This is a genomic window from Cellvibrio sp. (genome assembly GCF_039207905.1).
In the GTDB taxonomy this organism is placed as follows: domain Bacteria; phylum Pseudomonadota; class Gammaproteobacteria; order Pseudomonadales; family Cellvibrionaceae; genus Cellvibrio.
In genome coordinates, this window is record NZ_JBCECX010000016.1 from 77663 (window position 1) to 89730 (window position 12068).

The window sequence follows — 12068 nt, forward strand, 5'->3', positions numbered from 1 at the left end:
TTAAGTTAACTCGCTGAATTGACGCCTTTGTGCATATGCAGAAAGGCGTCGCAAGATGAGTTATTCGGCCGCTGCCTGCTCAGAAACTCGTTTGTTGCGTGCGAGATGCAAAATAACCATTGCAATACTGCCCAAAATTAAAAAGCCGCTGGTAACAGGGATGAGTGTATCGTTATACATCTGGCCAATAGCGGTTCCGATCAACATCGACATAATTGATGAAGTTGCACCGATAATTGCCGATGCAATACCGGCCACATGTCCCATAGGTTCCATTGCCATTGCATTCACGTTACCGAAGACTAAACCGAAACAGAAAAATAATACCGATGCATAGACAAGAAATACCCACAGATTTGGCGGCATGACCATTTGCACCACAAGAAAAATTCCCGAGCTGACAATAATTCCCAACACCGCGCGGCTGCACAAATAATCCATTCCCCACTTTTGTACAAAGCGCGCGTTTACCATAGAGGCCACGCCAAATACTAATGCGAGCAGGCCGAAATACACGGTGAATAATTTTCCGGTCTGAAATAAATCCTGAAAAATTTGTTGTGATGAGTTCAGGTAGCCGAGAAAGCTGCCGAAAAATAATCCCATACACAATGTGTAACTCATAGTGGTGTAGTTGCTGACGACTTCTTTAAATCCATCGATAAAACCGCGCGTACTGAAGGGGATTCGATATTCTTTTGGCAGGGTTTCTTCCAGTCGCCAGAAAATCCATATGCCGATAATCAGTGCATAAACTATATACAGCACAAAAATATAGCGCCATGAACTTACAAGCAACACAGCTTGGCCAATACTTGGTGCAAGTGCGGGGACCATAATAAAAATCATCATCACCAGCGACATAACGCGAGCCATTTCGTTGCCAGAATATTTATCTCGCACGATGGAAATGGCAGAAACATAGGGGCCGGCAACGCCCAGGCCTTGAATAAAACGGCCGATCAGCAGCGTATTAATATCTTGCGCAAAAAAACAAATCACACTGCCGCAAAAAAATAATGCGATACCGGCATAGAGAATTTTTTTACGCCCGGTTGCATCGGACAAAGGCCCGCAGACTAATTGGCCGATTGCCATTCCCAAAAACAATGCACTAATGATGTACTGGGCTTGGTTGGCATGGGCGAGAGTAATTTCCTGGCTGATAAAGCCCAGTGCTGGCAATAAAGCATCGATAGACATTGCCACTATGGACATCAGCAGTGCAACCAACACGGTAAATTCCTTGGAGGAAATGCGCGATGGCGTAGGGTGTGTAGAGTAATCAGACATAAAAGGTATTTCCGTTAGTAATTTGTTCCGCATCCAAGGCAATCATACGGGGTGATCATGTCAGTTCATGTCGGTAAGTGATCGACCCGGTATTAACTAGTCGAATGACCAATGGGGTAATCGACAGGGTGCATGCAATAAGTTGAGAATCTGTGGTGTTAATTGGTTGAGGTGCGCGGTAGCCGGTAGCGAATGCCACCGCCATAAGGTAGTTGCGGCAAGTGCTTTTCCATTAACGCAATGGCGTCAGCATAGACTTTTTTTACATCCGGTTTGCTGCCCAATTCAATGCGCCGGGAAAGCATTGTAATCGGAAATAGGCAATGGTTGGTTTCTTTTACACAAAGCGCACGGCTGCGGCCGATATTATCTTCATAAATTTGCCACACAAGTGTATCTGGGAAATCGGCTTGCATAATATTGCCTAACACTATGCCCATGGATTGTTGTGTTTTGTAATCGTCCTTGGCTACCAAATTTTGATCAATTAACTTCTGTAGTGTTTCCAAATCACCTAAGTCGCGTCGAATAGGTGTGCCAATTTTGGATAAGGTCAACTCATTTATCTTTGCCGCATCTTGCTCCATTTGGTTTTCATCAATCCATCCCAGATTATGAACTGTCGCTGCATTGCTCAATCCCTGCGCAAATACGCAGGGCACACAGAGTGCAATAAGCAATGAACTGATTAGTGGAGCGGTTAATCGTTTTAACAAGATAATCATTCACTCAATTAATATTTTGTCGGCTTTCGCTACCGGGAATTGAGGTTTCCGGTGATGTGAAGATGAGTGGTTGCGGATTAATTTCATCCAGTGGCACTGAGAAGCCATTTGCATTGACGATATGGATATGCTCACTAATTAATTGACGCGGCTCAGCGACGCCACAGGAGTGGGCGATCATTCCTACGCTTTTGGTGATATTGCGTTGATAGGATGCCACTCGCTCCGCTTTATCGGTTGGATCAAGACCCTTCTGTAATTTTATATTGTGAGTGGTGATGCCAGTAGGACAGGTATTCTTGTGGCACTGCAGTGCCTGGATGCAACCGAGTGCGAACATAAAACCGCGCGCGCTGTTTACAAAATCTGCACCGCTTGCCAAGGCCCAGGCAACCATATGCGGTGTTACCAATTTGCCAGCAACAATAATTTTAATGCGCTCTTTTAATCCTGCTTCATTTAACAATGCCGTTACCCACGGCAAGCTTTCTTTAATTGGTAAGCCAACGTGATCCATTAAGGGTTGTGGTGCTGCGCCGCTACCGCCATCGGCACTATCAAGCGTAATAAAATCGGGAGCAGATTCTATTCCCTGCACGCGGATTTCGTTGATCAAATCAACTAACCATTTTTTCTCGCCCAGCACGGATTTAAATCCAACGGGTTTTCCGGTGACATTGCGTACGTGATTAATCATTTGTAATAAATCGACCACGGAGCGAATATCAGTGTGGCCATTAGGGCTAATAGAAGCTTGGCCTTCGGTAATGCCGCGAATAAGCGCTACTTCTGCAGATACTTTCTCCGCCGGTAATATTCCGCCTTTACCCGGTTTTGCGCCTTGGCTTAATTTAATTTCAAACATTTTGATCTGTGGTTTAGCTGCGAGGTCAGCTAAACGGGCATCACTTAAATTACCCTCCAGATCGCGCACGCCATATTTTGCAGTACCAATTTGGAATACCAGATCGCAACCACCATCAAGATGATAAGGCGATAATCCGCCTTCACCGGTATTGAGCCAGCAGCCAGCTTTTGCAGCGCCGCGCGATAAAGCGAGGATCGCCGGGCTCGATATTGCGCCGTAACTCATTCCTGAAATATTAAAAATGGAGCGGGTCGTATAGGGTGTTTTACAAAATGGGCCAACCACAACGGCTGATGGAATCAATGCATCGCTTTCCATTATTGGAAATGCCGCATTGAGAAAAATCAATGTGCCCGGTTTATTTAAGTCGAGTGTTGAACCGAAGCCGACATTGCTGTCGACATCTTTTGCGGCGCGATATACCCAGGAGCGATCAGCGCGGTTAAAGGGCATTTCTTCGCGGTCATGGGCAAAAAAGTATTGCCGGAAAAATTCACCCAGATGTTCAAAAAAATAACGAAAGCGGCCGATGACGGGATAGTTTTTGCGAATGGTATGAGTGCTTTGGGTAATGTCGGTGATATACATAATCACCACTGCCAGCAGGCCTAACCCAATCAGCATAATAAACATGACCTCAAGCCAGGTCAGCAAGGTTAACGCCCAATGTGAATCAATCATAATGCCAATTTTTCCTAATCAATTTGTATATCAGTGTACAACTTCACGTTATTTCTGCCTGTTGATTTCGCGTAATACATGGCAATGTCAGCGTGTTTAATCAAGGTGTTTTTGTCATCTCCATCCTGTGGGTAGAGTGCAATACCAATACTGCATGAAATATTCAGCAGATAGTTTTCTATTTTAAAACCCTGGTTAAGTGCATTGCGAACTTTTTCCGCAACTTGTCTGCTGAGATGGCGTGCACTCATGCCACGCAGCTGCAAGTCTCTGGCGGAAATGATGATCATAAACTCATCGCCGCCGTAGCGTGCAGCAGTATCTGTTTCGCGGATGCAGGTCAACATACGTGCAGCGCATTCTTGCAATAATTTATCGCCGATATCGTGGCCATATTTATCATTGATTGGTTTAAATCCATCAAGATCGACCAGCATTACTGCTATCTCTACTTTATCGCGCCGTGCACTGATGAGCGCTTGCTCGATACGGTCTTCCAGCAAAATACGATTTGGCAGCCCCGTAAGTGCATCGTGGTGAGCTACTTTATGAAGATATTGGCGCTGGCTATTCAATTCATGTAATTGCGCGTTTAATTTTTTTGCCATGATTGAAAAATTACGTGCTAATTGGCCCAGCTCATCTTCGCGATTTGTGCTGAGTTCCGGTACCGGGTCACCCTGTTTAAAACGCGCAAAGGTGCTCGCCATACGTTGCAGCGGGGTAGTTATTTTGCGCGCGAGAATAAGTGACAACAGCACAAACAAAATACCGAAGGTGATAGAGATTTTCAGGCTGGTAACACCCAGTTCGCGACTATCGGCCAATACTGTATCAAGGTTGCTAACCAGCCCTAAGACAATATATTTTTCATCTGACTCTGTGGCGAAAGGAACTTTGGTCAGAGATATAACCGCTTGTTTTTCCGGTGAGTGGAGATCGGCCACTTCGGCAACCAAACGCGATGATTCACCCGAAAAAATGCGCTGCGATACGGGCATATCATCTTGCATCAGTACGCGCATACCTTTATCAAAGCCAAAGGTTTTTTCCAGGTCGGGGTGCAGGATGTAATCGCCTGCTGAATTAGTTGCTAGAACGTCAATGCCCTCCGGTACATCTATTTCGATCAGGGAAAACATTTTTTCCAAATCAACGTTGATTACGATAACGCCGAATACGGTGTTATCGGGGCTGTAAACCGGTGTTGCAACTATCACGCTGGGTTTGCCGTAACCATCCAGCAAACCGCGTTCTTTGTTCAGGCGGATACCTGAGACAAACACATTGCCGGGTTTTAGTTGCAGCGTATTGTAAATATAGGAGTAATGCGCTTTTTCTTGTAGCGCTAAACCTTCAACTATGTGTACTGAATTTTGCGATTTATCGAGCCGCACTAATTCGCGACCATGATCGCGTGCGCCGATAAAACGGACTTGATTGTATTCTTCATGGGATCTTAAAAAGCCTGCAAGTGCAGTTGCCAGGCGCTCGCGATGTTTAGCTGATTGCGGCTCGGTAGAGGATGCAATTTCATTGATCGCCGGAAGTTGTGAAATGAAGAGCAAGTCTTTGGTGATATCGGCGATAAAAAATGAATAGCGATTTGCGAGTACCTGGGTGGCAGTGGCCAACTTATCTTTGGCCGATTGAATTAATAAAGCGCGCCCATGGGTGTAAGTAAAATACACACTGATCCCTGCACTTAAAATACTCAGCACCGCAATCCAAATGGCTAGTTTTATAACAATCCTTGATCCCATGCTAAAACCTTTCCATCACATCGCCAGAAATAATTTGATCCCACAGGCTTGCACGCGCATCGGCATTTTCAATGGGTTCGAGCCAGATGAGATTAGCATTGTGGTGCGCAGTTGATTCCTGAATCGTATTGGCGAGACCTTGCGCGTTGGTTAAACGAAGGCTGGCTTTTTCTTCCAGCATAAAATTAATCCACTGCTCCGCAAGTGGGCCGGCCTCGTTAAGGGCGGCCCAGCAATCCAGCCATGCAAGTGTGCCGTCTTGCGGCATGGTGTAGCCTACATCAGCACCGACATCGATTAATGCTTTTAATTGTTGATTGCCGTAGTTGGCAAAAATCAGCGCAATTTCCTGTGTTTTAAATAATTTAACGGCTTCTTGTGGTGAGGAATAAAACGTAAGCAGGTTGCGACGCAATTCGACAAGGCGACGAGCAGATTGCCGCAGTTGCTCTGGCGATTGGATAAAAGGATTTTTTATCCCGGAGCCGAGCGCGGCTAATGTGAAATTATGGTTGCTGGTGTTAAAGGCGAGAACTTTGCCTGCATAGGTTGGGTCCCAGAGCGCATTAATACTTTCTGGCGGTTGGTGCACAAGCTTGCGATTATAAATAATCCCCATTTCTGAATAGGTGTAGGGAATCGCATAGGTTTGCCCACTTTTGACTAGGCCGGGGATAGCTTCGCGATGCTTAAAACGCGGAAGTTGGTGATTGAGGTTGGGAATCGTGTTCGTGTCGAGCGAGCGCACAAGGCCTTTGGCGATGTAGCGCTGTAACTCTGCAGTATTGACGGCAATCAAGTCATAACTGTCGCTATTTGGCTCGGTGACTTTGCTCCATAGCTCGTCATCGGAGTATACGAGCGTGACTTTGACATCGACCTGATAGCGCTTTTCAAATTCGCGCACCAGATCGGCATCGGCGTAGCCGTCCCATGCCAGTATTTGCAGATGTTCCTTGGCCCAAACGGTGGGAGCGAGCAGCAGGATCAGCAAAAGGGGGAGCTTGGCTAGGTAATAGTGCATCTCTGAACCTGAATATCCTGAGGTCAATTGATTTTAGCTTACTACTGCCAAATGGTTGGGTGAGTTTAGGGTGGATCTACCTAGACCCGTTCACCAATAAGACGGGCGGGGTTACCCGCGACTTTGGTATGTGCGACTACTGCGCGAGTCACTATGCTCCCCATGCCTATGACGGCATGATCACCAATGGTTACGCCGTCCACTATACCGGTATTGGCACCAATCCACACATCTGAACCTATAGTAATCCCGGTGGAAGTAACGGCTTGATCTTTGATGAGCTGGTCTTTCTCCATCCCATGATTGAACGCATAGGCGTAGGAGTAAGCCGCGATGCGGGTGTTATCGCCAATGACGATCCCCTTGCGTCCACCGTCAAGACTGACGTGATGATTGATGGATACGTTCTGGCCAAGAGTAACAGGGCCATGGATGACGCAATCGGCGGCGATATAGGTGTTATCCCCAATGATGATAGGGCGGCCGGGTTCGGCAAATAATTTGGCCTCGGGGGCGATAAAGCAGTCTTTGCCTATCATCAGGGTTTCCATTGCGCACAAGTAGGCTTGCCATTCATCCTGCCAAGCCTGCGCCCACTGGCGTTGCGCCGGTTTGAGGCGGGCGTAAAGCCACGGCATATAACTCAGGCGCAATTTATGTTGCTGGCGGTAGCGTTCCGTATTGTCTGTGTCGCTCATGTATAGGCAGGTCGAAAGAAATGATGCGCGCAATTATAGAGGCTGGAGGGGGGATGGGAAATCGGAAGCAGGGCGGTAGAAATAAAAAGGTGTCCGCCAGTTGTAGGTGATTGGTTTGTTTGCTTGGCCGCTAGCGCTTTTACCTGTGGTAAAAACTGGGCACAACTCAAAACATGGAGCACTGACATAAGCGCTCTTAGGGTAAACCCGTCATTACGACAACTGAAACGAACACCTGAACTGATTATAGCGTTACCGCTTTTTGATGCTAGCTATACATTAGTTTTTAAAGTCACAAGTCTGTCATTTTTATAGCCAAAATAATCTTATAGCTGAATGCAGCTCTGGCTGGTAATCTGCATCGCATCTCAGTTTGGATCACTTTTATGTATGACATTGTAGAAAATAATTCGGAATTTATTGTGATCTATAAAAAACCGAATACCAGTTTTCACAGTGAATCCGGTGAGCCAGGATTATTTGAAACTCTGCGTCAACGTGAAAATTTAGCTGAATTATTTCCGGTGCATCGCCTGGATAAAGTGACATCCGGTTTATTGGTGATGGCTAAAACTGCCGATGTAAATCACCAATTAAATGATGCGTTTCGTATGCGTGAAGTAGAAAAATATTATCTTGCTATCAGTACGAAGAAACCAACAAAAAAACAAGGCTTGATAAAGGGCGATATGGCGCCCTCGCGGCGCGGTGCATGGAAACTTCTGGTTACGCAAGAGAATCCCGCGAGCACGCAGTTTTTTAGCAAAAGTATTACTGCCGGTCGGCGATTATTTATTGTGAAGCCTCATACAGGAAAAACGCATCAAATTCGTGTGGCATTAAAAAGTATCGGTGCACCTATTTTAGGTGATGGTCTCTATGGTGACTCAGTAGCGAGTGAAGCGATTGATCGCACGTATTTGCATGCATTCAGTCTTGCGTTCCGGGTGAATGGTAAACAATATCGATTTACCCAGTTACCACGTGAGGGTGAGTTTTTTATTGATGAGTTTTTTACTGCGGCTGTGGGGGAATGGGGTGAGCCTTGGTTTTTGCCCTGGCCGGTTATTGCGGGGAAGGGTTAAAAAGTAAGCTGGATCTGCTGAAAACAAAAAGGCCGCACTCAGTGCGGCCTTTTTGTTTTTTCTTAATTCTATTTGGCTCCGCCTGCTGGACTCGAACCAGCGACCCAATGATTAACAGTCATTTGCTCTACCGACTGAGCTAAGGCGGAATTGTGTCCTTCATCGTGAAGGAGGCGCGCATCATATAGAGACAGAAAAAATCGGTCAATCTTTTTAATCGCATCTATTTAATTTTCGGTTATAAAAAAACAATAAAGGCGCCGAAGCGCCTTTTTAGATCCGAGTAAAAAATTACTCGTATTTGCACAGATATGAAGTTTCCACATCAGCAGATACTTTAAAGCGTTGGTTGGCTTCAACGATAAACGTTTGGCCCGCTGCAAAGGTCTCAGCTTTGTCGCTACCTGGCAATACTACAGTCAGGCTGCCGCTTACTACGGTCATGTATTCTTTTTGGCTGGTGCCGAATTCATATTCGCCTTTCGCCATTACGCCGATAGTTGCTGGCAGGGTTTCGGTTTGGAATGCGATAGATTTAACTGCGCCACCAAAGTATTCATTAACTTTAAACATGGGATGCTCCGCTCGAGGTGGGTAGTGGATAAAAAATGCCGTTGGAGGCACGAGGATATAAACACGAATAACACGGGCACAAAAAAGGCCGCATAAATGCGACCTTTCGTTTTAATTCTGGCTCCGCCTGCTGGACTCGAACCAGCGACCCAATGATTAACAGTCATTTGCTCTACCGACTGAGCTAAGGCGGAACGGTGACTTCCTCTGTGGAAGTGGTGCGCATGATATAGAGGCAGTTTTGGTTGGTCAACCGTTTTTGCCTATTTTGGGTAACTTTTATTGCAAAAAAACATCAATAAATTCAAGGCTGTTTATTAATCCTGCAAGCTGTATTTTCGCTATCCAATATGGGATGGATTGGTTCAATGCGCAGGTCATTTTTTCATCAGTGCTGGTCTTCAAAGTCCCAGTTGGATGACCTTGAAGCTACCGTTATCAATCAGCACTTTGACTTGTGTGAAGAGTGGTGCGGCCTTACGCTCCAGCGGAATAAACTGGTTTACCACAAAAAGTGCCGTACCTTGCGGGTTTAGCAGGCGCTTGGCACTGGCGAGGAACTTGTCAGTCAAATCGCCATCAATGCTAAATCCCTGATGGAAGGGGGGGTTACACAGGACTAAATCCACTTTTGCCGATATACCTTTACCCGCATCAGCAGCGATAACCTCGCCAGTTAGCTGGTTGTGCAGCAAGTTTTGCCGGGCTACGGCGAGGGCGGCAGCGTTATTGTCGGTCATCGTCCAGTGCTGGATGCTGCTGCAGTTCGCCAAGCCGGCAGCCGCGATAGTCAAGTAACCGTAGCCGCAGCCCAGATCCAGACAGGATGCAGGCGCTTTTGCCGCGTCGAAGTGCTCTTCCAGTTGCTCAATAAGCAAAGCACTGCCCGAATCCACTTTATTCCAGCCAAACAGGCCGGGTTTGCTGAGTAGTTTTAGTTCCGAGTCGAGTGCAATCGGGCGCTGCTGGTTGTAGTCGCTATCATCCAGCAATTGCGCTGCATCATATTCGGTATATTTGCCCAATTCAGATGAATAAACCGGACCATTTTTTTCGATATTTTTTGCACTGCCCAATAATTTGGCAATTTTTTCGATATAGGTTTTTGTACCTTCGTTTTTATATCCGGCAATCAATAATTGTCCGCCGGGCTTTAAGCAGCGCCATGCTTGATTGAGCAAGTGATGCACCACTGGCTTTTCTTTCGATACGCGGTAAAAAATTTTATCGAGGCTATTGTCTGCGATTGCGCTGCAATCAAAGTCATTGAATTCGGTATTGAAACCGTGCGCTTTTGCTTGCTCGGCAACATCCCAGCGATTGGTCAACACTAACAATTGCTGTTGATGCAACGCTGCCGGGAGCATATTCAATGCATTTTCATCGGTACACCAAAGATAACGTTTGTTGGTGTCCGCTGGAATATTGCTCAGCTGTTGGGTGATCCAGGTAAGGGGTAAATCGTTCATGGTACTACGCTCTTTATTTCATCGGCAGTTAGTGCGCGATACTCGCCGGGCGCTAATGCAGGATCTAACTGAATATCGCCAATGCTCTCGCGATGCAACCCCACTACCAAATTGCCTGCAGCCGCAAACATGCGTTTTACCTGATGATATTTTCCTTCATGAATTTGCAGGCGCGCTTCATGACTGGAGATTAATTCCAGTTGCGCCGGACGCGTTGGCATTTTTTCGCCATGCAATTGTACGCCAGCTGCAAAGAGTGCGGCAGTTTCAGACGTAATCGGGTTTGCGGTAGTCACGCGGTAGGTTTTCGGGCATTCGCTGCGCGGTGAGGTGATGCGATGATTCCATTGTCCATCATCGGTAAGCAGCACTAAACCTGTGGTGTCTAAATCCAAACGTCCGACGATTTGCAATTCCTGCCAGCGCGGCAAGCGAATTAAATCGACAACAACAGGGTGCTCGCTATCGCTATTCGCGCACACATACCCCAATGGTTTGTGCAGCATTAAATAGCGGGTTTGGAATGCTTCAATGTGTGTTCCATCCAGCGTAATAATTTCATGGCCCGCTATTTTTTGATCACCTTTTTTTGCGGTGACTCCATCTACTAATACTCTGCCTGATTTAATCGCTTGCTGTACCAGCGAGCGTGAGTGATCAGTATATTGGCTGAGAAATTTATCGAGGCGCATTAGAAATCCTGAGCGGTGAGCCAATGCTGGGGTAGGGCATTACCCCAGTCAAACTGCTGAATAATTTGGGTAAATCTGGCTGCAAGCGGTGCTACAAGCGTCATTTTTTGTCGGGTGACAGGATGGATAAACTCTAGTTCCGGCGACGCTAACATCAGGCCAGCGCAGCCAAATTTTTCCTGAAAAAACCGGTTATGATTACCCTTGCCATGCTTGGCATCGCCAATGATCGGGTGGCTAATATGCTTCAAGTGGCGACGAATTTGGTGTTTACGCCCGGTGTGTGGATTGCATTGTACGAGCGAATAACGCGTGCACGGGTATTTATCAATGCTAAAGGGTAATTCAATCTGCGCTAGTGTTTTAAATTCGGTAACAGCAGCCTGTGCCGGTTTATCGGTGCGTGCTTTTTTATCGGTGTACTTATCCAATTCTTCTACAAGTGGATGGTCAATTATCCCTTGGTCGGGAGAAAAACCACGTACTAGCGCCACATAGGTTTTGTTCAATTCATGGCGAGTAAAAATATCACTCAAGAGTCTCGCGATCTCCGATGAAAGCGCAAATACCAATACGCCGGAGGTTGGTTTATCCAACCGATGAATAGGATAAACAGGCTGGCCAATTTGGTCGCGCAACAACTGCACGGCGAAGCGCGTTTCATGGCGATCAATTTCACTGCGATGAACCAATAGGCCGCCAGGTTTATTGATGGCAACCATATATTCATCGCGATAAATGATGGGCAGTAATTCCGTCATCAGCTTAACTTATAAAGTGGTGAGCTATAAAAATAAAAGCAGGCGAGTGCCTGCTTTTATTGAATTACAAAACTGATACAAAAATCAGGTTAAATTATTCAGCGTTTTTAGCTGCTTGTGCGTCACTTGCATCGTTGCTGCAAGTCCATCCCCAGCTACTTTGTTTTTCTGCAAATTCGGCAGCTTTTGCTTCACACTGACCTTCGGTGCTTTCGTAGCTCCACAGTGTCTGGGTTACACCGTCTTTGGTGTAACTCACAGTGCAAGGCGCTGCTTTGTCGGCAGAAGCATAAGCTACTTCGATAACACGCTCGGCATTGTTCATCTTGCAGGTATATTTAATTGCATCATTTGCAGTGGCAGAAACACTTACCAACAACAGGCTACCCAATAAGAGAAAATTACGCATTTGATCTTTACTCCTTAAGTTAAATTG

General features: G+C 46.3%; 12 protein-coding genes and 2 tRNA genes. 1 reads left to right on the top strand and 13 read right to left on the bottom strand.

The window, feature by feature from the left end; genetic code table 11:
* Positions 1–60: 60 nt before the first annotated feature.
* The 6 genes from AAGC78_RS11575 to AAGC78_RS11600 all read right to left on the bottom strand — a co-directional run bounded on the left by AAGC78_RS11575 (position 61) and on the right by AAGC78_RS11600 (position 7052).
* A complete protein-coding gene (locus AAGC78_RS11575) occupies positions 61–1293 on the bottom strand; it encodes a multidrug effflux MFS transporter (RefSeq protein ID WP_435784236.1) in 1233 nt (410 codons plus the stop codon).
* Positions 1294–1451: 158 nt separating this feature from the next.
* Positions 1452–2018, bottom strand: a complete 567-nt coding sequence (locus AAGC78_RS11580; RefSeq protein ID WP_435784237.1) for a DUF3806 domain-containing protein — start codon at positions 2016–2018, stop codon at positions 1452–1454.
* 4 nt (positions 2019–2022) lie between these two features.
* The gene (locus tag AAGC78_RS11585) at positions 2023–3567 is read right to left on the bottom strand and encodes an FMN-binding glutamate synthase family protein (RefSeq protein WP_435784238.1); all 1545 of its coding nucleotides are present in this window, start codon (positions 3565–3567) and stop codon (positions 2023–2025) included.
* Between the two features lie 14 nt (positions 3568–3581).
* Positions 3582–5330 (bottom strand): diguanylate cyclase domain-containing protein, encoded by a 1749-nt coding sequence (locus AAGC78_RS11590; RefSeq protein WP_435784239.1) that lies wholly within the window; start codon positions 5328–5330, stop codon positions 3582–3584.
* A 1-nt stretch (position 5331) separates the two neighbouring features.
* Positions 5332–6354, bottom strand: a complete 1023-nt coding sequence (locus AAGC78_RS11595) for an extracellular solute-binding protein (RefSeq protein ID WP_435784240.1) — start codon at positions 6352–6354, stop codon at positions 5332–5334.
* A gap of 80 nt (positions 6355–6434) precedes the next feature.
* A complete protein-coding gene (locus AAGC78_RS11600) occupies positions 6435–7052 on the bottom strand; it encodes an acyltransferase (protein ID WP_435784241.1) in 618 nt (205 codons plus the stop codon).
* Positions 7053–7438: 386 nt separating this feature from the next.
* Here AAGC78_RS11600 and AAGC78_RS11605 point away from each other — a divergent pair, with 386 nt between their 5' ends.
* Positions 7439–8137 (top strand): TIGR01621 family pseudouridine synthase, encoded by a 699-nt coding sequence (locus AAGC78_RS11605; protein WP_435784242.1) that lies wholly within the window; start codon positions 7439–7441, stop codon positions 8135–8137.
* 73 nt (positions 8138–8210) lie between these two features.
* Here the strand turns inward: AAGC78_RS11605 and AAGC78_RS11610 are convergent.
* The 7 genes from AAGC78_RS11610 to AAGC78_RS11640 all read right to left on the bottom strand — a co-directional run bounded on the left by AAGC78_RS11610 (position 8211) and on the right by AAGC78_RS11640 (position 12041).
* A tRNA-Asn gene (locus tag AAGC78_RS11610) sits at positions 8211–8286 on the bottom strand.
* A gap of 142 nt (positions 8287–8428) precedes the next feature.
* Complete coding sequence (locus AAGC78_RS11615) at positions 8429–8710, bottom strand: pyrimidine/purine nucleoside phosphorylase (RefSeq protein WP_435784243.1); 282 nt, start codon at positions 8708–8710, stop codon at positions 8429–8431.
* A 118-nt stretch (positions 8711–8828) separates the two neighbouring features.
* A tRNA-Asn gene (locus tag AAGC78_RS11620) sits at positions 8829–8904 on the bottom strand.
* 207 nt (positions 8905–9111) lie between these two features.
* Positions 9112–10179 (bottom strand): methyltransferase, encoded by a 1068-nt coding sequence (locus AAGC78_RS11625; protein ID WP_435784244.1) that lies wholly within the window; start codon positions 10177–10179, stop codon positions 9112–9114.
* A complete protein-coding gene (rsuA, locus tag AAGC78_RS11630; RefSeq protein ID WP_435784245.1) occupies positions 10176–10871 on the bottom strand; it encodes a 16S rRNA pseudouridine(516) synthase RsuA in 696 nt (231 codons plus the stop codon). The genes AAGC78_RS11625 and rsuA overlap by 4 nt, the downstream gene beginning before the upstream one ends.
* Positions 10871–11632 (bottom strand): tRNA pseudouridine(65) synthase TruC, encoded by a 762-nt coding sequence (gene truC, locus AAGC78_RS11635; RefSeq protein ID WP_435784246.1) that lies wholly within the window; start codon positions 11630–11632, stop codon positions 10871–10873. The genes rsuA and truC overlap by 1 nt, the downstream gene beginning before the upstream one ends.
* 94 nt (positions 11633–11726) lie before the next feature.
* Complete coding sequence (locus tag AAGC78_RS11640) at positions 11727–12041, bottom strand: hypothetical protein (RefSeq protein ID WP_435784247.1); 315 nt, start codon at positions 12039–12041, stop codon at positions 11727–11729.
* Positions 12042–12068: the final 27 nt, after the last annotated feature.

What these genes read in the sequence shown, in the direction of transcription:
- AAGC78_RS11575 (WP_435784236.1), bottom strand. Translation starts at nt 1,293, where the DNA reads ATGTCTGATTACTCTACACACCCTACGCCATCGCGCATTTCCTCCAAG.
- AAGC78_RS11580 (WP_435784237.1), bottom strand. Translation starts at nt 2,018, where the DNA reads ATGATTATCTTGTTAAAACGATTAACCGCTCCACTAATCAGTTCATTG.
- AAGC78_RS11585 (WP_435784238.1), bottom strand. Translation starts at nt 3,567, where the DNA reads ATGATTGATTCACATTGGGCGTTAACCTTGCTGACCTGGCTTGAGGTC.
- AAGC78_RS11590 (WP_435784239.1), bottom strand. Translation starts at nt 5,330, where the DNA reads ATGGGATCAAGGATTGTTATAAAACTAGCCATTTGGATTGCGGTGCTG.
- AAGC78_RS11595 (WP_435784240.1), bottom strand. Translation starts at nt 6,354, where the DNA reads ATGCACTATTACCTAGCCAAGCTCCCCCTTTTGCTGATCCTGCTGCTC.
- AAGC78_RS11600 (WP_435784241.1), bottom strand. Translation starts at nt 7,052, where the DNA reads ATGAGCGACACAGACAATACGGAACGCTACCGCCAGCAACATAAATTG.
- AAGC78_RS11605 (WP_435784242.1), top strand. Translation starts at nt 7,439, where the DNA reads ATGTATGACATTGTAGAAAATAATTCGGAATTTATTGTGATCTATAAA.
- AAGC78_RS11615 (WP_435784243.1), bottom strand. Translation starts at nt 8,710, where the DNA reads ATGTTTAAAGTTAATGAATACTTTGGTGGCGCAGTTAAATCTATCGCA.
- AAGC78_RS11625 (WP_435784244.1), bottom strand. Translation starts at nt 10,179, where the DNA reads ATGAACGATTTACCCCTTACCTGGATCACCCAACAGCTGAGCAATATT.
- rsuA (WP_435784245.1), bottom strand. Translation starts at nt 10,871, where the DNA reads ATGCGCCTCGATAAATTTCTCAGCCAATATACTGATCACTCACGCTCG.
- truC (WP_435784246.1), bottom strand. Translation starts at nt 11,632, where the DNA reads ATGACGGAATTACTGCCCATCATTTATCGCGATGAATATATGGTTGCC.
- AAGC78_RS11640 (WP_435784247.1), bottom strand. Translation starts at nt 12,041, where the DNA reads ATGCGTAATTTTCTCTTATTGGGTAGCCTGTTGTTGGTAAGTGTTTCT.